This window comes from Streptomyces sp. NBC_01520 (genome assembly GCF_045040375.1).
GTDB lineage: Bacteria > Actinomycetota > Actinomycetes > Streptomycetales > Streptomycetaceae > Streptomyces.
The window spans coordinates 1,118,963-1,139,294 of the sequence record NZ_CP109404.1 but is presented as its reverse complement, the minus strand read 5'-3'; the positions used below and the strand labels follow the sequence as shown (position 1 = coordinate 1,139,294).

Sequence of the window (20,332 nt, the reverse complement as noted above, 5' to 3'; positions counted from 1 at the left end):
CAGGGGTGACGGTGGTGACGCTCCTGACGTCAGCTGCCATGATGTGCCGATGCACGCGTCTCAGAGGAGAAGCGCCGGTCTGGGCCTCGCCCTTGCCTCGGCCTTCGCATTCGGTGGTTCAGGGGTGGCGGCCAAGCCGCTGATCGAGGCCGGGCTCGACCCCTTGCACGTGGTGTGGCTGCGGGTGGCCGGTGCCGCCCTCGTCATGCTGCCCGTCGCCTGGCAGCACCGGAACCTGGTGCGTGAACGGCCCGCCCTGCTGGCCGGGTTCGGACTGTTCGCCGTGGCCGGGGTCCAGGCCTTCTACTTCGCCTCGATCTCCCGCATCCCGGTCGGGGTCGCCCTACTCGTCGAGTACCTGGCGCCCGCGCTGGTCCTCGGCTGGGTGCGCTTCGTGCAGCGCAGGCCCGTGACCCGGGCCGCCGCGGCCGGTGTGGTGCTGGCCGTCGGCGGACTCGCCTGTGTCGTCGAGGTCTGGGCGGGTCTGAGCTTCGACGCCGTGGGGCTGCTGCTCGCCCTCGGGGCGGCGTGCTGTCAGGTGGGCTACTTCGTCCTGTCCGACCAGGGCAGCCAGGACACCCCGGACGGGGGCGCAACGGACACCGAGCCGCCGCATCCCGTCGGCGTGATCGCGTACGGACTGCTCGTCGGCGCGGCTGTCCTCACCGTGGTGGCCAGGCCGTGGGGGATGGACTGGGCGGCACTCGGCGGGAACGCGGCCATGAACGGACATCAGGTCCCCGCATGGCTGCTGCTCGGCTGGATCGTCCTGCTCGCGACCGTGCTCGCCTATGCCACCGGCGTGGTGTCCGTACGGCTGCTCTCGCCCCAGGTGGCGGGCGTCGTCGCCTGCCTGGAGGCGGTGATCGCGACCGTGCTCGCCTGGGTGCTGCTCGGCGAACACCTCTCCACACCCCAGCTCGTGGGCGGTGGCGTCGTCCTGATCGGGGCCTTCATCGCGCAGTCCTCCGCGCCCAGGCCGCCGTCCGGACCGGTGGCATCCGGCCCGGGAACGCCGGAGCTCCGCACCGGGGGGACGCCGGGCATCCGTGCGTCCGGTGCCGCCGAAGGTGAGCTGTCCGGCCGTCCGGCCTCATCGTAGGGTGGCGATCATGCAGCGCACCGTACTTCCGCCTCCTGCCGCCTGACGCGCGGCAGCCACTCCTGACGAAGACCGGGCCCGGGCACGTCCCGAGCGGGTCGTCGCTGCCCGCGTGCGGAGCCGAGCGACCACCCTTCCCTCCTCTTCTTCCGGAGACTCCGTATGTCCCTGCCTGCTTCCGGCCTGCCCATCGGGCGGAGCCTGCTCCATCCCGTCGTCCCATCGGGCGGAGCCTGCTCCATCCCGTCGTCGCCGGTCTCGCCTGGGGTACTGCGGGCGCCGCCGCGTCCCTGGCTGTTCCGGGTCAGCGATCTCGGCCCTCTCGCCCTGTCGTTCTGGCGTCGTGCGGGCGGACTCGTCCTGCTGGCCGGGGTGCTCGCGCTGCGCCCCCGGCGTCCCCGGCCCTCCACGGAGTCCGGCCGTCGGCGGCTGCTGCGCATCCTCGGGGCCGGCGTCGGCCTCGCGGTGTTCCAGCGCGCCCAGTTCGCCGCGGTCGAAGCTGCCGGCCTCGCCGTCGGGACCGTCGTCACCCTGAGGGCGGGCCCGTGCTCATCGCCGTCGGTGCGCGGCTGATCCTGGGGGAGCGGCTGGGCCGGGGCGGGATCGCCGCCGTGGCCGGTGCGCTCACCGGACTGGCCGTGCTGGTGCTCGGCGGTGAGGCGGCCGAGGTGCGGCCGGCCGGGGTGCTGCTCGCCCTGCTGTCCGCCGCCGGCTTTGCGGCGATCACCCTGCTGACCCGTTGGCTGGGCCGTGACGGTGCGGCGGGGACGCCCTCGCCACCAGCGCGTGGGCCTTCGGCACCGGCGCCGTCGGACTGCTGCCGATGGCGGCGGCCGAAGGGCTCGTGCCGCACACCGCCGCGACGGGGCAGGTGCTGTGGCTGCTGGTCCACGTGGCCGCTGTCCCGACCGCCCTCGCCTACGCGCTGTACTTCTCGGGCGCGGCGGCCGTCCGGTCGGCGACGGTCTCCGTGATCATGCTCCTGGAACCGGTGAGTGCCACGGTCATCGCGGTGACGGTCCTGGGGGAGCGGCTCACCGCCGCCACCGTCATCGGCACGCTGCTCCTGCTCGCCGCGGTGGCGGGACTCGCCTGTACCGAGACGCGCGGTGCGGCGGCCGCCCGCCGGAGCCGTGCGGCGGTGTCCGCCTGACCGGGGGCGGGCCCGTCGCCGGGCGGGCCCGCCGTGATCCGGGTGCGCTTCAGAGCGCGGTCAGATAGTCCGGCACCTGGACGGCGGGGTCCAGGTCGTCGGACGGCACCGGTGCGGCGTATCCGTGGGCCAGCGGAACCACGCCGGCCCAGTACGGCAGTGCGAGGTCCGCCGGATCGTCGTTGGGTCCGCCGGTGCGGACCTTCGCGGACAACTCCTCGAGATCCAGGCGGATGACGGCCGTGGCGGCGAGCTCCTTCGCGTCGGCAGGCCGCGAGTCCCGGGACCGGCCCGGTACGACCTGGTCGACGATGGCGTCGAGCGCGATGCGCCGCTCCTCCGGGTCGGTGACCGTACGGGCGATGCCGTGGACCACCACGGAGCGGTAGTTCATCGAGTGGTGGAAGGCGGAGCGGGCCAGGACCAGGCCGTCCACGTGGGTGACCGTCAGGCAGACCGCCATGCCCGGGTCCGCCGCGCGCGTCTCGCGCAGCGGGCGGGATCCGGTCGAGCCGTGCACGTACAGCCGCTCGCCGACCCTTCCGAAGAGCGTCGGGAGCACGACCGGCGCGCCGTCGCGGACGAAACCCAGGTGGCAGAGGTACGCCTCGTCGAGGATCGAGTGGACCAGCTCCCGGTCGTACGAGGCGCGCTCCTTGGACCGGCTCGGGACCGTACGCCCGGTCGGTTCGTAGGGGGCTGCGGTGTCCGTTCCGGTGCTGTCGGGCGTAACCGTGCCGGGCATTGCTTCCTCCGTTGCACTAGTGCATAATAAAGTTTGTGCTAGGAGAGTATCGGATCAGTGGGCGGCGTGCATCGGAAATTGCCGCGAGCGTGGAGCGCGGGGTCGGCTCGGGAGACCTCGCGCCCGGTCATGTGCTGCCCCCCATGCGTGAGTTGGCGGCCCTGCTCGGCGTCAATCCGAACACGGTGGCTGCCGCCTACCGGACGCTCCGCGAGCGCGGGGTGATCGAGACGGCGGGCCGCAGGGGCAGCAGGGTGCGCTCGCGCCCGGCGAGCACCGCGCGTGGCTCCCTCCGGATCGAGGCGCCGCCGGGTGTGCGCGACCTTGGCAAGGGCAACCCGGACCCGGCCCTCCTGCCGGACATCGGTGAGGCGCTGGCCGCAGCCGCGCGGGCGTACGCACAGCAGCCCGGCATGTACGGGGAAGCCCCCGTCCTGGCCGAGCTCGAGGCGTTCGCGCGGGCCGCGATGGACGCCGACGGTGTGCCCGGCGGGCCGCTCGCGGTCACCTCCGGGTCCCTCGACGCGATCGAGCGGGTGCTGTCCGCGCATCTCAGGCCCGGTGACGCGGTCGCCGTCGAGGACCCGGGGTGGGGCGGTCTGCTGGACCTCGTCCCTGCGCTCGGGCTGCGTGCCGTACCGGTCGCACTGGACGATGAGGGGCCGCTGCCGGGCGAGGTGGAGCGGGCGCTGCGGGCGGGGGCCAGGGCGCTGGTCGTCACGGACCGGGCGCAGAACCCGACCGGTGCGGCGGTGAGCGGCGGCCGGGCGGCCGAGCTCCGGGCCGTTCTCGCGGAGCACCCCGGTGTCCTGCTCGTCGAGGACGACCACGGCCACGCCATCGTCGACCTTCCGCTGCATCCGCTGGCCGGGGTCACGGAACGCTGGGCGTTCGTCAGGTCCGTCGCCAAGGCGTACGGACCGGACCTGCGTCTCGCGGTCCTCACGGGCGACGCGCTGACCGTGGACCGGGTGACCGGACGGCAGTGGCTGGGGCCCGGCTGGGTCAGCAGGCTGCTGCAGCGGACCGTGGTGCACCTGTGGACGTCGGGGGCGGTGGACGCGACGGCGATCGCCCGGTCCTACGGGGAGCGCCGGGACGCGCTCATCGGTGCTCTGGAAGCGCGGGGCGTCCCGGCGTACGGGCGGAGCGGGATGAACGTGTGGGTGCCCGTCAGTGACGAGACCGGCGCGGTGGCCCGGCTGCTGCAGTCGGGCTGGGCCGTCGCCCCGGGGGCGACCTTCCGGATGGATTCGCCGCAGGGGTTGCGGCTGACGGTGTCCCCGCTGGCCGCGGCCGACATCGCGTCCCTGGCGGACGCGGTCGCGGCGGCGGCGGGGCCCGTCCGGCCCGTCAGCTACGGCTGAGCGGCGTGGCTGCGCGCTTCGGTGGTCCGGTCCTCGGGCGATCCGGGCGGCTTGGTTGCTCCGGGCGATTCGACGGGAGTCGGGACGGGTCCGCCGCGGGCCCGGCTCTGGGTGAGTGCCGCGCCGACGAGGACGATGAGGGCGCCGACCGGGGTGTTCCAGCTCAGCCGTTCGTCGAGGAGGGCCACGCCGGCCGCGGTGGCGATCACCGGGATGAAGTAGGTGACCATCTGCGCCGTCGTCGGGCCGACCTCGGTGACGAGGCCGTACTGGATGAGGAGGGCCAGGCCCGTTCCGAGCGCGCCCAGGGCGATCACGGAGAGCGTCGGGAGAAGCGGGACGCGGTCGGGGAACGAGGTGAACAGAGGCGTGACCACGGCGAGTTGGAGCGTGCCGAGAAACAGCTGACTGCCCGTCATCGCCAGCGCCGACGAGCCGGTTCCCGCCAGGGTACGGCGGAGGTAGATCCAGCCGACGGGGTAGCTGAGGGAGGCCAGGAGGGCCATCGCCGTACCGCTGAGGTCCAGTCCTGAGAACCCCTGCCAGGCGCCCAGCACCGTCAGCACGCCGATGAAGCCCAGGCCCAGCCCGGCGACGCGGCGACGGGTCGGCCGGTCCTCGGAGAGGGCGACGAGCGAGAGGGCCATGCCCCACAGGGGGGAGGTCGCGTTGCAGATCCCGGCGAGGGTGGACGGGATGGTCAGCTCGGCGTACGCGAAGAGGGAGAACGGCAGCGCGTTGAGGAAGAACGCGGCCACGAAGAGATGGCCCCAGGTCCGCCCGGAGCGCGGCAGCCGCTCACGGCGGACCGCCATCGCCACGGCGAGGACCGCCGTGCCGAACAGCAGGCGTCCGAACGTGACCTGGAACGGCGCGTATCCGTCCGTGCCGACCTTGATGAGAAGGAAGCTGAAACCCCAGATGAGGGAGAGCGCCACGAACCGGATGCGCCAGTCCACGGCCGGGCGCGGGGCGGTGGTGGTTGCGGAGGGCAGGGGGGTGCCGGGCGGCGGCACGGTTCGCGGTGCGGAAGGGGCGCTCATGGCTCCACGATGACGGCCTGATTCACGTAGGACAAGTGAGAATTTGTGGCTCCTTTCGCGTAGCATCGCTTACATGTTGAATCTGGAGCGCCTGCGCACGCTGGATGCCCTGGCCCGGCACGGTTCGGTGAGCGGGGCCGCCGACGGTCTTCATGTCACGACGTCGGCGGTCTCCCAGCAGATGTCGAAGCTGGAGCGCGAGGTGGGGCAGCAGCTGCTCGCCAAGAACGGCCGCGGGGTCCGCCTCACCGACGCGGGCCAACTGCTCGCCGACCATGCCGCGAAGATCCTGTCCCAGGTGGCGATCGCGCAGTCCGACATCGAGGCCCAGCGCGGCCAGGTGGTGGGCGAGGTCAGGATCGCGGCCTTCCCGACGGCTGCCCGCGGGCTGTTCCCGGCCGCCCTCACCGCGCTTCGCACGGATCATCCCGAGCTGAGGCTGCGCACGACGGAGCTGGAGCCGGAGAGTGGGATCCGCGCGGTGCTCCGGGGGGACGTCGACCTCGCCGTGGTGCTCGACTGGAGCAACAAGAGGCTGCCCGTCCCCGGTGGACTGGCCAAGGCCGAGATCCTCGACGACGCACCGGACATCGCCATGCCGGCCGGCCATCCGCTCGCGGACCGTACGGAGGTCGACCTGGAGGACTTCGCCGACGACGAGTGGGTGTCCTGGCCGGAGGGCGAATTCTGTTACGACTGGCTGATGTTCACGCTGCGGTCCAAGGGTATCGAGCCGCGCATCGCGCACCTCGCGGGCGAGCACCACACGCAACTGGCTCTGATCGACGCCGGATTCGGCGTCTGCGTAGCGCCCAGGCTCGGCCGCGGGCCGGTGCCGGCCGGCGTGCGGCTCGTGCCGGTGCGGCAGACGATGCGCCGCCATGTCCACGCGGTGTGGCGCACGGACGCGGACCGCCGGCCGTCGATCAGGGCTGTGGTGGAGGCGCTGCGCGCCGCCGGCCGGGCGCTGGACACCCCGGTGGTCCAGGACCTCGGGCCGGATCGGGCGGCTTCCTGAAATCCCAGGACGTGACGGTCCGCGGGGTGAGCCGCAGTCAGGCATGGCGCCCGTCGTGCGGCAGGGTGTCCATGCCGAAGTACCCCGATGCGAACGCCCGCCCGGGCGGATCCAGTTCGGCGCACTCCGCACCGTTGCGCGGGATCCCGCCGACGAACTCCGCATCGCCGGGGAGCTCCGCGCCGCTCCCCGTACTCCGCACCGTCGTCGGCCGCCACCGCGAACTTCGGGTCCTGCCGCAGGTGCTGCCGGCTCAGGTTCCGGGGTGGGGAGTGCAGCTGGAGCGATGTGCCGTCCCGGGCGAACCGCAGTGTCCCGACGAGGCCCGCCCGTGATCACGCCCTGGGTTCCGCCGGGCGGTTCACGTCGCGGTGCCGACGCGGACACCCGGCGGAGCCCTGGGCTCCGGGTTCCGCTCAGGCGAGGGTGATCGAGTCGCCCTGCACCTGGATCGGCTTCTCGGGCAGCGGCTGCGTCGCCGGGCCACCCGTCACCGCGCCGGTCGCCGCGTCGAACGTGCTGCCGTGGCAGGGGCAGTTGATGATGCCGTCGGCGATGCCCTTCACCGCGCAGCCCTGGTGGGTGCACTTCGAGGAGAACGCCCTGAATTCACCGGCCTTCGGCTGCGTCACCACGACGCCCTGGTCGGCGAAGACCACACCACCGCCCTCCGGGATGTCGGTGGTCTTCGCGAGGACCGCTCCGCCGCCGTTCGCACCGTCGCCCTCCCCGGCCGGCCGGACCGTGTCAGACCCTTCCGAGTCCTCCGCGCCGCCGCACGCGGTGAGAGCGGCCGCCACTCCCGCCGCACCGACCGCTGTGACCACGGTGCGGCGCCCGAAGCGGACCTGACGCTTCTGCGATGCGCTCATTCCGGCGCTCCCTTCATCGGATTACATGACGTCGAACATGGATACGGGCCGGTGCGGCCCGGCGTTCAGGGCGCGGGGAAATCCTCCGGGAGCGGATCGTGTCCGGGCCGACGGTCCCTGACCTCGCGCGGGTGCCTTCGGCGGGCCGTCCCCGTCCTGCCGACGCCGGCGGCATCGAGCAGGGCGGCCGCCGTCGCCGCGCCGATGCCGGAGAGGGGCTGGGCACGGACGACGGCCCGCGGCCGTTCACGAGCGCGTGGCTCTCCCGCATTCCGCGCCGCTCTCACCGATGCGCGCGTCCAGCGAGGTGCTCCGGTCGTACGGGTCGACCTCGGGTCCTTCCCCCGGGCCCTTGACCGCGCGTTCGGCGGTGAACTCGGGGGTGAGGTAGCCGGTGTGGGTGTCGCAACCGCCGTTGGTGGTGTCCACCTTGTAGGAGACGAGGGAGAACGTCCCCGGCTCGATGATGATCTTCTCCGGGTCGTCCCAGCTCATCACGACCTCGCGGCGCACGATGGTGCGGGCGACCTCGTCGCTGCCCGGAGCGGCGCGTACGACCGGATAGACGTACGTGACATCGGTGGTCACCTCGACCGCACCGCGCTCACCCTCCCGGTACGTGATCCGCCCGCGGGTCTTGACCACGTCGCCGACCAGCCGCACATCGTCCTCGGCGAAACGGCTGAACAGCAACAGAGGATCGTTGTCCCGGCTCGGCGTGCGGAACGCGGCGGCCAGGTAGTCCCGGACGTCCCGCTGATGCGGATTGATCAGCGCGATCGCCTTCGCCGGCCGCTCCCCCCGCAGCACACCGGGGTCCAGGCTCGACGCGGCGAGGAAGTCCTGGGTCCGGTCGAGCGCCTGCGCGACCTGCTCCTTGCTCATCCAGCCGGTGGCCCGGGCCGCGGGCAGCGGGAGCGCTGCGGTCCCGTCGCCCCACCGCGCCGCGGGCGACCCCCTGAACGGCTCCTCCAGTGTCGGCGGCCGGACCGACGTCTCCCGCGCCGGCGGCCCATCCGGACGTTCCGACTCCGCGGCGAGGGGCGTACCCCCGCCACCCCCGTTCCCGACTCCGAACCACCCGGCCACCCGCCCGGGGATCAGCACCACGACCAGCAGGCAGACCACCGCCAGCAGACCGGCCGCGTACCAGCCCTTCCTCCTTCGCGGGCGGGCCGGCCGGTGGGCCCGCCATCCCTCCGGCGGGCCGGGTTCCTCCCGCAGTCGCCGCGTCACCATCCGGGCCCGCGCCGACGGTTCCTCGGGCGCACCCGCGCTCCCGGCCTCCGCCTCCCTCAGGAAGCGCTCCCATTCCTCGTCCGGTATGGATTCCCCACCCTTGCGCACGCCGTTCTCCCCGCCCCTTCTCACCCGCCCGGTCTCTCCCCGGAGCCGGTCGGCCAGCGTGCATCATCACACAGCTCACCGGCCCGCCCAGGACCCGAGTCACCCTGGGCCAGGGTTCGTTCAGAGGGCGACGACCGTTGCTTCCGTCGCCTTGACGGAGGTCCAGACGGGAGTTCCTTCGGCGAGCCCGAGTTCGGCGACTGCCTGCGGGGTGATCTCGGCGACCAGGTCCGGCGTGTGGTCCGACGTGATCAGGACGCGGAGGCGGCTCCCGCTGGCGGTGATCTCCCGTACGGTGCCGGGCCAGACGTTGCGCGGGCTGCCGGTGGGCCTGTCCCGGTGTACGGCGACGGCTTCCGGGGCGATGACCGAGAGGCAGTTCGTACCGGGCGGGAGCGGGTCCGCGGCGACGAGGACTCCGCCGCCGCCGAGCTGGACGCCTTCGGCCGTCGCGATGCCGGGCCAGGCGTTGCGGCCGAGCATGCGGGCGACCCAGGGGGAGCGGGGGTGGCGGGTGACCTCGGTGGGCGGGGCGTCCTGCAGGGCCCGGCCGTCGTCGAGGACCAGGACCCGGTCGGCGAGCGCGACGGCTTCGACCGGGTCGTGCGTGACGATCAGGCACACGCCGCCGAAGCCGTCGAGATGGCGGCGAAGGGTGTGCCGGACGTGGGCACGGGTGGTCTGGTCGAGTGCGGCGAGCGGTTCGTCGAGCAGGAGCAGCCGGGGCCGGGCGGCCAGGGCCCGGGCGAGGGCGACGCGCTGCGCCTGGCCGCCGGAGATCTCGGCCGGCCTGCGGTGCGCGAGATGACCCACGCCCAGACGGTCCAGCCACTGCTGGGCGCTGCGCCGGGCCTCGGCGCGCGGCACACCGTGCGCGCGAAGGCCGTACGCCGTGTTGGCCAGCGCGTTCATGTGAGGGAAGAGAGCGCCGTCCTGCGGGACCCAGGCCACGCCTCTGCGGTGCGGAGGGAGAGCGGTGACGTCGGTATCGCCCAGGCGGAGCTCGGCGTGGGCGCGCGGGGTGAGGCCGAGGAGCGCGCGCAGCAGTGTGGTCTTGCCGGCGCCGTTGGGGCCGACGACGGCGATCGTCGTCCCGGCATCCGCGTCGAGGGTGAGGTGGTTGAAGCCGGTGACCGCGGCGTGGAGCGGCCAACTGCCCCCGGACCCTTCGGGGGTGTCCGTGGTCTCCGGGGCGTCGCTCTGCGCGGCGGGCCCGGAATCGGCCACCGAAGTCCGAGGACGTTCCGGGGTGTTCGGGGTGCCGGTCCAGCGCCCGCGCAGGGAGACGAGTACGACCATGGCGATGGCGAGCAGGAACAGGGAAACCGAGGTGGCGGCCTCCGGGTTGTCCTGGAGCAGCAGATAGACCTGGAGGGGCAGCGTCTGCGTGGTGCCGGGGAGATTCCCGGCGAAGGTGATCGTCGCACCGAACTCACCCAGGGCCCGTGCCCAGGTCAGGGCGGCGCCCGCGGCGAGTCCCGGCGCGACCATGGGCAGGGTGACGGTGAAGAACACCCGCACCGGTGAAGCTCCCAGGGAGGCCGCGGTCTCCTCGTAACGGGGGCGCAGTCCGCCCAGCGCCCCTTCGAGGCTGATGACCAGGAACGGCATCGCGACGAAGGTCGCGGCGAGGACGGCACCGGAGGTGTGGAACGGCAGGGTGATGCCGAACGTGTCCTCCAGCCAGGGCCCCAGGAGGCCACGCCTGCCGAAGGCCAGGAGGAGGGCGACGCCGCCGACGGTGGGCGGCAGCACCATCGGCAGGAGCACCAGGGAGCGGACGAAGGCCTTGCCGGGGAAGTCGACACGGGCCAGCAGCCAGGCCAGGGGAACGCCGAGGACGACGGAAAGGCCCAGCGCCCAGGCGGACACGACCAGGGACAGCGCCAGCGCCCGGGTCGTCTCCGGGCTGGTCAGATGAGTGCCCAGGTCGCCCCATGAGGTGCGGGAGAGGATCCCGGCCAGCGGCAGCAGCAGGAAGGCGACGGCCAGCAGGGCGGGGATCGCCAGGGCGATCGGCGCGCGGGGACCGGTGGCACGTCGGTGAAGGCGTCTCATCAGGGATTCCTGAGCTGGGAGTGCCGTGCGGGCGGCCCGGCCGCCCGCACGGGGAGGTGGCCCGTTACGGCTTCTGGAAGCCCGCGTCGGTGAGGATCTTCTGGGCCTCGGGGGTCGACAGCCACGTCACGAAGGCGGTCGCGGCCTCGCTGTTCTTCGAGGTCTTCAGGGTCGCCGCGGGGTAGGAGGCGACGGCGTTCTGGGCGTCCGGGATGTCGATGGCGTCGACCTTGTCGGTGGCCGTCGCGGCATCCGTCCGGTAGACGAGGCCGGCGTCCGCCTCGCCCAGCTCGACCTTGCTGAGGACGGCGCGGACGTTGGGCTCCTCCGATACCGGCTTCACGTCGATCTTCTGCGTGTCCAGGATCTGCTTGCTGTAACGCCCGACCGGAACCTCCGGTGCCGCGAGGACGACCTTCAGCTCGGGGCCGGCGAGGTCCTTCAGGCTCTCGACCTTCTCCGGGTTGCCCTTGCCCGTCGCGATCACCAGACGGTTCTTCGCGATGACGGTGGGCGTTCCGATGTCGGACCCGAGGCCGTCCATCGTCCTGGTGTCCGCGGTGACCAGGGCGTCCGCGGGGGCGCCCTGCTGGACCTGGGCGGCGAGTTCCTGGGAGCCCCCGAACGAGAACGTCACCTTCGTTCCGGGGTGCTCCTTCTCGTACGCCGCACCGGCCGTCCTGAAGACGTCGGTCAGAGAGGACGCGGCCAGGACCGTCAGGTCCGCCTTCGGGGCGCCGGAGGAGGCCGTGGCCCTGTCGCCCGAGTCCTTCTCGTCGCTGCCACAGGCGGCCAGCGGAACGAGGAGGGCGGCCGTGAGCAGAGCGGCCGCGGTGCGCCGCCCGGTGAAGGTGACAGACATGAGGGTGGGACTCCTGGGGACGCGGTCGGCCGGTGCCGTCCGAGCGGATGAAGGTGAGCCGCGCCGCACGGGGCCTCCTCAGCTCGAGTCCGTACGGGAGCCCGGGAAAGGCGGACGCCGACGGCGGGGCGGAGGAGCGGCGGATCAGGTGCGGTCGATGTGCACGCTGGTCGACTTGACGCGTGCGGTGGCCTGCATGCCGGCCTCCAGTCCCGGTTCCTCGACCGCTTCCCGGGTCAGGAGCGAGACGAGGCGGTGCGGGCCGGCCTGGATCTCCACCTGGGCGGCCACGTCGCCGAGCTTGACGGCGGTGACGATGCCGGGGAAGGCGGTGCGGGCCGATGTGCAGGACGGGTCGTCCTCGCCGGTGCCGCCCTGGGTGACTTCGACGGAGAACGAGGCCAGGTCCCGGCCGTCGACCGGACCGCGCCCGCTCTCCTCCCGATGGGTGGTGACCCGTCCGGCATCCGTCCAACGGCGGACGGTGTCGGGGCTGACGCCGGGAAGGCGAGCGGCCTGCCCGATGCTGTAGGACTGCATGTGCCACACAATAGGACTTCCGGGCTTGCATTTACAATGCTTAATGCGATGCTCCATGGCAAATGCAATGCGGTTTGGAGGATGGTCCGAAGGTGTGGCCGGGAGTCGTTCCGAGGTGCGGTGCGCCGGCCGCGTGGTCGCCGTTCCCGCTCTGCCGCGAGACGCGCCGGATCGCCCTCGCGCCTGCGCCGGGTGGGCGGACGGCTGTGCTGGGGTGTGCGCAGCGGGAAATGCAGACCAGGAGATACCTGGCATTCCGTTACGAATTCGAGGTGCCGTTTCATGAGTCTGAGCATCCGCAACCAACTCCCCGGCACCGTGACCGCCGTCACCGCGGGTGATGTCATGGCCACGGTGAAGGTGCGCCTCGCGGGCGGCCAGGAGATCACGGCCGCGATCACGCTCGAAGCCGTCGGGGAACTCGGCCTCGTCCAGGGGTCCTCGGTCCGCGCACTGGTCAAGTCGACGGAGGTGTCTCTGGCCACCGGTGCGGTCGAGGGGCTGAGTGTGCGCAACCGGATCCCCGGCGCGGTCACCGATGTCGCGACCGGCGATGCCATGGCCCGCGTCAAGGTGTCCGTCGAGGGTGGTGAACTCACCGCGGCGATCACCAAGGACGCGGTCACCGATCTGGGACTCGCGGCCGGGACGGCGGTGATCGCCTTGATCAAGTCGACCGAGATCTCGCTGGCCGCGCTCTGATCCCCGGTCCGGCCGGCCCGCCTGTCCGGCCTGCGGGAACATGCCGTGTTGCCTGTCCGGCCTGCGGCCGCGTGCCGCCCCGTCCAGCCAGGTCCTCGCCACGCGCCGGCCCGCGTGTCCGGCCTCCGGCCACGCGCCGACCCGTACACGGGTGAGGGCGCTGACGTAGCGCGCCCCGCACCGGTCGACGGGCACCACCGGCTGACTTCCGGCGGGGTCCAGATCCTCGTCGTCGATCCGGGTGGCCGGCAGGACCGGGGCGTTCCCGAAGTCATCACCCCGTCCGGCACCGGATGCAGACCCGCGGCCCGCTCCGTGGCGAAACGCGCCAGGCTGAAGCCGTCGATCGCCCGGTTCCCGGACCCGCCCGGTCCATCGCGAGATGACCGCCGTCCGCCCGGCGGCGAACGGTCTCGGGGCTCACGGCCAGCAGGTCAGCGGCCTGGCCAATGCTGTACGAAGGCACCCCGGCACTCCAGGGCAACGGCAGGACGGGCCTGCGTCCCGGGCGGGCTCCTACGTGGCCCGCGGCAGGGGCGGTCGCCCGGTACGGAGGCGGCGTACCGACGCGGCGGACGGTCCCGGCGGTCGGCGGCGCGCCTCAATGGCGCGGACCCCAGCGGAACCACCGCCGCACACCGAGGGCCGCCACACCCGTCCAGGCCAGGGAGACGAGCACCAGACGGCCCTGGTCCATGGCGCCGAGGTCGCCCGTCCAGCCGCCCCGCAGGAGGTCCATCACCGGCGAGAAGGGCAGCCAGGCACTGATGTCGGCCGCCGCACCCGGCAGCATCTCACGCGGCATGAAGAGGCCGGATCCGGCCATGGTCACCAGCATGAACGGCAGGAACGTCAGCTGCGCGCTCTCTGCCGTCCGGGTGATCGCGCCCGTCAGCGCGGCCCCGGCCACGAGCATCAGCGAGCCGACGACCAGACCGGCGACGAGCAGGTGCGGGGCCACGGGTGCGGGCGCGTCCAGGACCACGGTCAGGCCGACGGCCAGCAGCACGCATTGCACCAGTGCCAGCAGCACCGCCGGCAGCGCGCCGCCCGCGAGGATCTCCCAGTCGCGCACCTCACCCGTCCGCAGCCGCTTCAGCACCAGGCTCTCGCGGCGCGTGACGTACACGCCGACCAGGTTCGTGTAGATGGAGAAGAACAGGGCCATGGCCAGGGTGCCGGGCACGAGGACGGTCGCGATCGACAGCCCGGTGCCGCCCAGGTCGAGGCTCTTGACCAGGCCGCGCATGGATACGGCCATGGCGGTGGGCAGGACGAGCGCGGTGACCAGCGATGCCTTGCTGCGGAGCAGCAGTGCCAGCTCCGCGCGGCCGAGGGCGGCCATGCGGGACGCGGGGCCGGTCCGCACGGGCGTGGCGGCGGCGACCGGTCGGGCGGGGGCGGTCGTCGTCATCGTGTCTCCTCGTTGTCCAGGCTCTTGGCGATCTCCATGAACGCCTCTTCCAGCGACGCCGACCGGGCGTCCAGGGCCCGCAGGGCGATCCCGGTCCGCTGTGCCCAGGTGAGCAGTTCGGTGGCCGTGCGCTGCAGGTCCCGGGTCTCCAGACGGACGGTACGGCCCTCCGTCTCGTGCCGGGTCACACCCATCGGTGCGAACGGTGGCAGTTCGCCGGGGAAGCGGTCCCGGGGCAGCTCGAAGCTGATCCTGGAGGGGCGTTCGGCCACCACGTCGGCCACCCGCCCGGTGGTGGCGATCCGCCCCCGGTGCATGATCGCCAGCCGGTCGGCCAGTTGTTCCGCCTCCTCCAGGTAGTGGGTGGTGAGCAGCACGGTGGTGCCCTGGGCCTTGAGTTCGCGGATCAGTTCCCAGGTGTCGCGGCGGGACTGCGCGTCGAGGCCGGTCGTCGGCTCGTCGAGGAACAGCACCTCGGGGCGGCCCAGCAGGGCGAGCGCGAGATCGAGGCGGCGGCGTTCGCCCCCGGACAGCTGCTTGACCCGTACCCTGCGCCGTGCGTTCAGATTCGTCAGCGCGAGGGCCTCGTCGGCGGGGCGGGCGCCGGTGGTGCAGCCGGCCCACATCCGGACGGTCTCCAGGACCGTGAGCTCCGGTGGGAAGCCGCCCTCCTGGAGCATCACCCCGATGCGGGGCCGGACCGCCGCCCGGTCGTGGAACGGGTCCCGGCCCAGCACCCGGACGGTCCCTCCGGTGGGGGTGGCCTGGCCCTCCAGGATCTCGAGCGTCGAGGTCTTGCCGGCGCCGTTGGTTCCCAGCAGGGCGAACAGTTCTCCGCGGGCGACCGTGAAGTCGATGCCGCGTACGGCGTCGAACCCCCGGTAGCTCCGCCTCAGTCCGACGGTTTCGATGACTGCGTTCATGCACTCCACACTCCCGGCGACAGGGGCCGGGCGGCAGTGCGCTCTGTCATGGGTTCGTATGACAGGCGTCATGCGAACCATGGGACGGAGCGCACCGCACGGTCCGGGGAGGTGACGTGCTGCCGGGGCGGTGCGCCCCGGCAGCACGCCGGACGGTCAGGCGTGCTGGAAACCGCTGGAGCGGAGAACCCTCCCCGTGCTTGCATGGGCCTCATGGTGCCCACCGATCGCCTGCTCAACTTCGCGGCCATGTCGTTCCTGCTGATCGTCATCCCCGGCCCCAGCGTGCTGTTCGTGATCGGGCGCGCGCTGGCGCAGGGCCGGCGCGCCGCACTGACCACGGTTGTGGGGAACACGCTCGGCGCCTACCTCCTCATCGTGGCCGTGGCACTGGGGATCGGGACGGTCGTGGAACGCTCCGTCCTCGTCTTCACCGCGCTCAAGCTGGCCGGCGGCGCCTACCTGGTGTATCTCGGCGTCAAGGCGTGGCGGGAGCGCGGTGCGCTGCGGGCCTCGTTCGCCGGCGGCGGGGCGGAGCAGGGCGGACTGCGCACGTTCTGGGAGGGGTTCGCGGTCGGTGTGTCGAACCCCAAGACCATCGTGTTCTTCGCGGCCGTCCTGCCGCAGTTCGTCGACCCCGGACAGGGGCACGTCCCGGTTCAGATGCTCGTGCTCGGACTGGTCTTCAACGTCATCGCGGTCGCCTCGGACTGCGTGTGGGGTCTGGCCGCGGCCACCGCGCGGGACTGGTTCGCCCGCTCGCCCCGGCGGCTCTCCACGGTCGGCGGAGTCGGCGGGCTCGCGATGATCGGCCTCGGCGTGACGGTGGCCGCGACCGGGCGCAAGGACTGACTCCGGCGCAGGTCCCCGGGATCCGGCCCGGCCGGCCGTCGGCGTGGGCTTCCCCGGCGTGGGCGCCCCCGGTCGGCCGGCTCGGCTGAGAGGATCCGAAGGAGCGTCAGGAGCCGGGTGGCGCCGGGAGCGGCCGGACGGCCGCCGCGCAGGAGGGCGGCACAGTGACCGAACATCCGGGCAGAGTGATCTGCGACCTCTCGATCTCCGTCGACGGCTACTCGGCCGGCCTCGGCCAGTCCGATTAGATGCCGTTGGTGGCATCGATCGGCCGGTGTCGGTCGACTCCGGTGCTGTCCGTGCAGGCCGGCGCCCGCAGGAGGGGCACCGCAATCCGGCACCCGGACGCTCACGGGTCCCCTGCCTCGGGCCGGGGTGGCCGGGTGTACGGGCCGCCCACGTCCTGGGCCAAGGGCTGCAGCTCCACAGGACCCGCGCCCGGCCGCGGCATCCCGCACACCATTCCGGAGCGGACCGACGATGCCCGCAACAGACTTCACCGAGGGGGCCGAGGGCGGGCCTGCGCCCGTGTTCGACCCGCAGATCTGCAAACGGCGCAACGTCGTGGAACGCTCCACTCGCAACAGTGGCCGTCACCCCCGCCTCGCCTGCCCATCGCAGAAGGGGGTGTTTGGCAGATCAGGCGCGGTCGTGGAGCGTGACTTGGTAGCCGTCGGGGTCGGCGAAGGTGAATGTCCGGCCGAAGGGGCCGTCAATCGGCGCGGAGACGATGGTGTGACCGTCGGCGACGAGAGCATCGTGGATGGCCTGGACGTCGGTGGCGTGGAGCCAGATCGCGGCACCGATGCCGGGCTGGGCGACGGATGCGAGATCGGTGCCGGGAACGACGTCGCGGAGTGCGAACGCGATCGGCTTCGTCTCGAAGACGACGGCGTGAGGAGGTCCGGCCTGCGAGCGGACGAGGCCGAGGTACTGCTCGTAGAACGCCTGCGAAGCGTCGAGGTCGCGCGCCTGGAGCGAGATGAAGTCGGGGCCGGTGACGGGCATGATGATGCTCCTTATCTCCGTGTCAGATTCCTGACACAACCCAACGTATGTCAGAATCCTGACATGAGTCAAAACGGTGCCGGCGTCGATCTGGACAAATCACTGGGCTACCTGCTGAAAGAGGCTTCGAGTGCCCTGCGCGCAGCCATGGAGGAGGTGCTGCGGCCGCTCGGGATGACCGTGACGCACTACTCCTGCCTCGAACTGCTGGCTCAACGGCCGGGCCTGTCGAACTCCGAGCTCGCGCGTGGCGCGTTCGTGACACGGCAGTCGATGAACGTGCTGCTCCAGACCCTGGAACGAGAGGGCTACGTGACCAGGCCTGCTGAGGCGCCCGTCGGGAAGGTGCTTCCCGCGCGGCTCACGTCCAGCGGCCGACGGAGCCTGGAGAAGGCGACCGTGGCGGTCCGGTCCGTCGAGGTCAGAATGCTGGCCGGCATGACCGAGGCCGAGCAGGCGGGGGCGTTCCGGATCCTGCAGAGCATGATTCATTCCCTGCGCGACGGCAGCGACGGTGCATAGCTCGATCCTCGGCGCACGTCTCACCGCGCCCGGCCGGGAGTGCGGCCGGGCGTCGGAAACCGTCGCCGGTCTCCGACTACGCTTTTTCCACGATGAGCCTCTTGTGTCGGCGTGACGCTTTGACGACAAATACTCAAGGGTGTAATCGAATGCGGAAGTCTTGGGCTGGGCAGGCGAGGCCGGGCTGTGCGGCTGTGTTGATCATGCGACCAGGGCGTGGTCGTGGCGGGGCAGCGAGCGGCCGCAGTCGATGGACGACCCGGCACACGTGGCCGGCGAGCACGCTTCAGCCGCGCTTGAGGACCCAGGTAAGGGCCGGCCAGGGAGTGCGGGCAGCCGCGAGGGCGAGGAGCCAGCCCGCCCAGGTGGACGTGTGGAAGTACGCGCCGGGCAGCAGGAGGAGCACCCCGAGACAGAGCACCAGCCCTGCCACTCCGTGGACCTCACCGAGGAACCTTTGGGCGGCATGCACCCCGGTGCGGCCCAGGGCGAAGATCCCGGAGGCGAACAGGGCCACGAACAAGGTCAGCGCCCAGATCCACAGGAGTGCGACGCCGCCACTGGTGAAGAAACCGGAGCCGTCGTGGTAGCGCACGCCGAGCTCGGGGCGGCCGGGGCATACATGACAGCCACCGTGCCACTCTCGTCCGGTACTCCGAGGGTCCTCGCGTCCCGGACGGTGATCCTGCGGGGGCCGTCGTCGAATCGCAACGTCACGACGACGTCAGTGGCGTATTCGTCGACGTCGTTCACGTTCACGCCCGGTCGGCCGCGGTTCGCTCACCGTCCTCTCGACGGGAACCTCATAGGCGCCCCGGCGGCTGTGTACACCTCCGAAACCCAACGACCCCGCTCACCGTCCGGGCCGACCGCCCGGACCAGGGCTGCACCACTCGCCAGAGGGATCAGGACCGCGAGGAGGACGGGCAGGCTGCGGGAGGGGCGGCGCGGCGGCCGCACGGGCGTGTCGAGGCGGACCGCGCCCGCACCGGGACCGTCATCCACATCAGCACGCACAACAGCGAGCAGCCGAACAGTGCGAGCCGCAGATCCTGGGCTTCCGCCCGGGGCGGCAAGGGCAGGATGCCTGCGATCAGCGTGGCGCACACGGCCGCCATCATCAGAATTCCGGTAGTCCGCGTACTCACCGACGCCAGTCGCGGTGATCGCGTGCGCAAGACACCAGGCCCCTCCCCGGGCCTCCGTGTGGTCAGCACCCGTCGGCCTCGGACGCCCCCGCGTCCGGTGCACCGAGGGTAACTCGCTTCCCGCCCAGATCACTTCAGTCACCTCTGAGGAATCTTCGTACAGCGAAGATCCGCCGACGTGAAGTGCGCAGGGGCGCCGGGCTGTGATCGACGGCCTCCCCGGGGGACGGGCCGCCGGTCGGAACTTCCCAGATTCTCCCCAGGGCCGACCGGGGTGATTCTCCGGCGTCCATGACCCTGCCCCTGGTCGTGGATCTCCAGGTAGCAGATCCGTATAGCCTGGGGAAATGCTCACAGAAGTCACCGCGACCCGCTATGTCACGCCCCTGCGGGAGGGCGGATCGCTGCCAGGGATCGTCGAGGCCGACGACCTGGGCACGTACGTCATGAAGTTCACCGGTGCGGGACAGGGCCGCAAGACCCTCGTCGCCGAGGTCATCTGCGGGGAGCTGGGCAGGCGGCTGGGGCTGCGGGTGCCCGAACTGGTGACCATTCAGCTCGATCCCGTCATCGGGCTCGCGGAGCCGGACCAGGAGGTGCAGGAGCTCCTCAAGGCGAGCGGCGGGCTGAACCTCGGCATGGACTACCTGCCCGGCTCGCTCGGGTTCGACCCGCTCGCCTATGAGGTGGATCCGGCGGAGGCCGGGAAGATCGTCTGGTTCGACGCGCTGATCAACAACGTGGACCGGTCGTGGCGGAACCCCAACATGCTGGTCTGGCACGGTGACCTCTGGCTGATCGACCACGGGGCCACCATGATCTGGCACCACAACTGGCCGGGCGCCCAGGCCTCGGCGGCGAAGCCGTACAACGCCTCCGACCATGTCCTCGCGCCGTTCGGCCCCGACATCGCCGCTGCCGCCGCGGAGCTCGCCCCGCTCGTCACCGGGGAACTGCTCACCGAGGTGGCGGCCGACGTACCGGACGAGTGGCTGGCCGACGAGCCGGGCTTCGGGACGACGGACCTGCTGCGGCGGGCGTACGTGGAGCCGCTGCTGGCGCGTGCCGGCACGATCCACGAGCGGATCTCCATGGGGGAGCCCACGAAGACGCGGCCCTCCCAGGCGCCCGGCTGGCTCAGCGAGCGACTGGCTCCGTTGCCGCGCCCGACGAAGAAGGACGCTACGGAGACGGACCCTCCCGAGAAGGACCGTGCCGCCCGGGCGGACGCCGGACAGAACACCAAGGACGGCGGCCGATGAACAAGCGCGATGTCTTCGAGTACGCGGTCCTGCGCGTCGTGCCCCGGGTCGAGCGCGGCGAGTGCTTCAACGCGGGCGTGCTGGTCTACTGCCGGGCGAAGTCCTTCGTCGCGGCGCGCACGCACCTGGACGAGGGCAAGCTCAAGGCCCTGGACCCGCATGCCGACGTGGTGGGCGTACGGGCCGCCCTGCGTGCGGTCGAGGGCGTCTGCTGCGGCGGCGAGGCGGCGGGCCAGGCGGCCGGTGACGAACCGGGGCGGCGCTTCCGCTGGCTGATCGCACCGCGCTCCACGGTCGTCCAGCCGGGCGTCGTGCACAGCGGACTCACCGAGGACCCCGAGACCGAGCTCGAACGGCTGCTCGACCTGCTGGTGCGCTGATTCCCGTACCGACG

21 protein-coding genes and 2 pseudogenes are annotated in these 20,332 nt (G+C 72.2%); 9 read left to right on the top strand and 14 right to left on the bottom strand.

All coding sequences use genetic code 11. The features are described 5' to 3' along the window. Positions 1-49 precede the first annotated feature (49 nt). Positions 50-1,102: an EamA family transporter gene (locus OG524_RS05280; RefSeq protein WP_405392103.1), complete on the top strand. Its 1,053-nt coding sequence runs from the start codon at positions 50-52 to the stop codon at positions 1,100-1,102. A gap of 233 nt (positions 1,103-1,335) precedes the next feature. Next, positions 1,336-2,255: pseudogene (locus OG524_RS05275) on the top strand (DMT family transporter). 49 nt (positions 2,256-2,304) lie between these two features. Here the strand turns inward: OG524_RS05275 and OG524_RS05270 are convergent. Then, on the bottom strand, positions 2,305-3,000 hold the full coding sequence (locus tag OG524_RS05270) for a pyridoxamine 5'-phosphate oxidase family protein (RefSeq protein ID WP_405809287.1): 696 nt from the start codon (positions 2,998-3,000) through the stop codon (positions 2,305-2,307). Between the two features lie 35 nt (positions 3,001-3,035). Here OG524_RS05270 and OG524_RS05265 point away from each other — a divergent pair, with 35 nt between their 5' ends. Beyond that, on the top strand, positions 3,036-4,367 hold the full coding sequence (locus OG524_RS05265; RefSeq protein ID WP_405809285.1) for an aminotransferase class I/II-fold pyridoxal phosphate-dependent enzyme: 1,332 nt from the start codon (positions 3,036-3,038) through the stop codon (positions 4,365-4,367). On the opposite strand, the gene OG524_RS05260 is transcribed toward OG524_RS05265, so the two are convergent. Further along, positions 4,358-5,410 carry a DMT family transporter gene (locus OG524_RS05260; RefSeq protein ID WP_405809283.1) on the bottom strand — a complete coding sequence of 351 codons (1,053 nt, stop codon included), beginning with the start codon at positions 5,408-5,410 and terminating at the stop codon, positions 4,358-4,360. The genes OG524_RS05265 and OG524_RS05260 overlap by 10 nt on opposite strands. Positions 5,411-5,483: 73 nt before the next feature. On the opposite strand from OG524_RS05260, the gene OG524_RS05255 reads away from it, so the two are divergent. Further along, positions 5,484-6,428, top strand: coding sequence for a LysR substrate-binding domain-containing protein (locus tag OG524_RS05255; RefSeq protein ID WP_405392107.1), 945 nt, complete (start codon positions 5,484-5,486; stop codon positions 6,426-6,428). A 37-nt stretch (positions 6,429-6,465) separates the two neighbouring features. On the opposite strand, the gene OG524_RS05250 is transcribed toward OG524_RS05255, so the two are convergent. From OG524_RS05250 to OG524_RS05225, 6 genes are all read right to left on the bottom strand, one after another. Then, complete coding sequence (locus OG524_RS05250; protein WP_405809281.1) at positions 6,466-6,630, bottom strand: hypothetical protein; 165 nt, start codon at positions 6,628-6,630, stop codon at positions 6,466-6,468. Between the two features lie 214 nt (positions 6,631-6,844). Next, on the bottom strand, positions 6,845-7,300 hold the full coding sequence (locus tag OG524_RS05245) for a Rieske (2Fe-2S) protein (RefSeq protein WP_405392109.1): 456 nt from the start codon (positions 7,298-7,300) through the stop codon (positions 6,845-6,847). A gap of 246 nt (positions 7,301-7,546) precedes the next feature. Beyond that, the gene (locus tag OG524_RS05240) at positions 7,547-8,647 is read right to left on the bottom strand and encodes a hypothetical protein (RefSeq protein WP_405392110.1); all 1,101 of its coding nucleotides are present in this window, start codon (positions 8,645-8,647) and stop codon (positions 7,547-7,549) included. Positions 8,648-8,767: 120 nt separating this feature from the next. Further along, complete coding sequence (locus OG524_RS05235) at positions 8,768-10,705, bottom strand: ABC transporter permease (RefSeq protein WP_405392111.1); 1,938 nt, start codon at positions 10,703-10,705, stop codon at positions 8,768-8,770. Between the two features lie 64 nt (positions 10,706-10,769). Then, entirely contained in the window at positions 10,770-11,567 is a 798-nt protein-coding gene (gene modA / locus OG524_RS05230; RefSeq protein WP_405809278.1) for a molybdate ABC transporter substrate-binding protein, read from the bottom strand. 144 nt (positions 11,568-11,711) lie between these two features. Next, complete coding sequence (locus OG524_RS05225) at positions 11,712-12,107, bottom strand: molybdopterin-binding protein (protein ID WP_405809276.1); 396 nt, start codon at positions 12,105-12,107, stop codon at positions 11,712-11,714. 282 nt (positions 12,108-12,389) lie between these two features. Between OG524_RS05225 and OG524_RS05220 the strand changes: the two genes are divergently transcribed. Beyond that, on the top strand, positions 12,390-12,809 hold the full coding sequence (locus OG524_RS05220; protein ID WP_405392114.1) for a molybdopterin-binding protein: 420 nt from the start codon (positions 12,390-12,392) through the stop codon (positions 12,807-12,809). A gap of 278 nt (positions 12,810-13,087) precedes the next feature. On the opposite strand, the pseudogene OG524_RS05215 reads toward OG524_RS05220, so the two are convergent. The 3 genes and pseudogenes from OG524_RS05215 to OG524_RS05205 all read right to left on the bottom strand — a co-directional run. Then, positions 13,088-13,275, bottom strand: a pseudogene (locus OG524_RS05215) (MerR family transcriptional regulator); the annotation flags it as partial. A gap of 135 nt (positions 13,276-13,410) precedes the next feature. Next, positions 13,411-14,223 (bottom strand): ABC transporter permease, encoded by an 813-nt coding sequence (locus tag OG524_RS05210; RefSeq protein ID WP_405392115.1) that lies wholly within the window; start codon positions 14,221-14,223, stop codon positions 13,411-13,413. Beyond that, entirely contained in the window at positions 14,220-15,146 is a 927-nt protein-coding gene (locus tag OG524_RS05205) for an ABC transporter ATP-binding protein (RefSeq protein ID WP_405809273.1), read from the bottom strand. The genes OG524_RS05210 and OG524_RS05205 overlap by 4 nt, the downstream gene beginning before the upstream one ends. A gap of 213 nt (positions 15,147-15,359) precedes the next feature. Here OG524_RS05205 and OG524_RS05200 point away from each other — a divergent pair, with 213 nt between their 5' ends. Further along, positions 15,360-15,998 carry a LysE family translocator gene (locus tag OG524_RS05200; protein ID WP_405809271.1) on the top strand — a complete coding sequence of 213 codons (639 nt, stop codon included), beginning with the start codon at positions 15,360-15,362 and terminating at the stop codon, positions 15,996-15,998. 639 nt (positions 15,999-16,637) lie between these two features. Here the strand turns inward: OG524_RS05200 and OG524_RS05195 are convergent. Next, positions 16,638-17,006 carry a VOC family protein gene (locus OG524_RS05195; protein WP_171397831.1) on the bottom strand — a complete coding sequence of 123 codons (369 nt, stop codon included), beginning with the start codon at positions 17,004-17,006 and terminating at the stop codon, positions 16,638-16,640. Between the two features lie 63 nt (positions 17,007-17,069). Here OG524_RS05195 and OG524_RS05190 point away from each other — a divergent pair, with 63 nt between their 5' ends. After that, positions 17,070-17,528, top strand: coding sequence for a MarR family winged helix-turn-helix transcriptional regulator (locus tag OG524_RS05190; RefSeq protein WP_405392118.1), 459 nt, complete (start codon positions 17,070-17,072; stop codon positions 17,526-17,528). A 286-nt stretch (positions 17,529-17,814) separates the two neighbouring features. Here OG524_RS05190 and OG524_RS05185 read toward each other — a convergent pair whose 3' ends face one another. Together OG524_RS05185 and OG524_RS05180 are read right to left on the bottom strand one after the other, a co-directional pair. After that, complete coding sequence (locus OG524_RS05185) at positions 17,815-18,123, bottom strand: hypothetical protein (protein WP_405392119.1); 309 nt, start codon at positions 18,121-18,123, stop codon at positions 17,815-17,817. A 310-nt stretch (positions 18,124-18,433) separates the two neighbouring features. Next, complete coding sequence (locus OG524_RS05180; protein WP_405809269.1) at positions 18,434-18,676, bottom strand: hypothetical protein; 243 nt, start codon at positions 18,674-18,676, stop codon at positions 18,434-18,436. A 347-nt stretch (positions 18,677-19,023) separates the two neighbouring features. On the opposite strand from OG524_RS05180, the gene OG524_RS05175 reads away from it, so the two are divergent. Next, a complete protein-coding gene (locus OG524_RS05175; protein WP_405809267.1) occupies positions 19,024-19,938 on the top strand; it encodes a HipA family kinase in 915 nt (304 codons plus the stop codon). Then, positions 19,935-20,318 (top strand): DUF3037 domain-containing protein, encoded by a 384-nt coding sequence (locus OG524_RS05170; protein WP_405392122.1) that lies wholly within the window; start codon positions 19,935-19,937, stop codon positions 20,316-20,318. The genes OG524_RS05175 and OG524_RS05170 overlap by 4 nt, the downstream gene beginning before the upstream one ends. Positions 20,319-20,332: the final 14 nt, after the last annotated feature.

Excerpts from the sequence above, each read along its gene's own strand:
- OG524_RS05200 (WP_405809271.1), top strand. The coding sequence starts at position 15,360 with ATGGTGCCCACCGATCGCCTGCTCAACTTCGCGGCCATGTCGTTCCTG.
- OG524_RS05255 (WP_405392107.1), top strand. The coding sequence starts at position 5,484 with ATGTTGAATCTGGAGCGCCTGCGCACGCTGGATGCCCTGGCCCGGCAC.
- OG524_RS05210 (WP_405392115.1), bottom strand. The coding sequence starts at position 14,223 with ATGACGACGACCGCCCCCGCCCGACCGGTCGCCGCCGCCACGCCCGTG.
- OG524_RS05170 (WP_405392122.1), top strand. The coding sequence starts at position 19,935 with ATGAACAAGCGCGATGTCTTCGAGTACGCGGTCCTGCGCGTCGTGCCC.
- OG524_RS05225 (WP_405809276.1), bottom strand. The coding sequence starts at position 12,107 with ATGCAGTCCTACAGCATCGGGCAGGCCGCTCGCCTTCCCGGCGTCAGC.
- OG524_RS05245 (WP_405392109.1), bottom strand. The coding sequence starts at position 7,300 with ATGAGCGCATCGCAGAAGCGTCAGGTCCGCTTCGGGCGCCGCACCGTG.
- OG524_RS05175 (WP_405809267.1), top strand. The coding sequence starts at position 19,024 with ATGCTCACAGAAGTCACCGCGACCCGCTATGTCACGCCCCTGCGGGAG.
- OG524_RS05205 (WP_405809273.1), bottom strand. The coding sequence starts at position 15,146 with ATGAACGCAGTCATCGAAACCGTCGGACTGAGGCGGAGCTACCGGGGG.
- OG524_RS05235 (WP_405392111.1), bottom strand. The coding sequence starts at position 10,705 with ATGAGACGCCTTCACCGACGTGCCACCGGTCCCCGCGCGCCGATCGCC.
- OG524_RS05190 (WP_405392118.1), top strand. The coding sequence starts at position 17,070 with ATGAGTCAAAACGGTGCCGGCGTCGATCTGGACAAATCACTGGGCTAC.
- OG524_RS05270 (WP_405809287.1), bottom strand. The coding sequence starts at position 3,000 with ATGCCCGGCACGGTTACGCCCGACAGCACCGGAACGGACACCGCAGCC.
- OG524_RS05280 (WP_405392103.1), top strand. The coding sequence starts at position 50 with ATGCACGCGTCTCAGAGGAGAAGCGCCGGTCTGGGCCTCGCCCTTGCC.
- OG524_RS05195 (WP_171397831.1), bottom strand. The coding sequence starts at position 17,006 with ATGCCCGTCACCGGCCCCGACTTCATCTCGCTCCAGGCGCGCGACCTC.
- OG524_RS05260 (WP_405809283.1), bottom strand. The coding sequence starts at position 5,410 with ATGAGCGCCCCTTCCGCACCGCGAACCGTGCCGCCGCCCGGCACCCCC.
- OG524_RS05220 (WP_405392114.1), top strand. The coding sequence starts at position 12,390 with ATGAGTCTGAGCATCCGCAACCAACTCCCCGGCACCGTGACCGCCGTC.
- modA (WP_405809278.1), bottom strand. The coding sequence starts at position 11,567 with ATGTCTGTCACCTTCACCGGGCGGCGCACCGCGGCCGCTCTGCTCACG.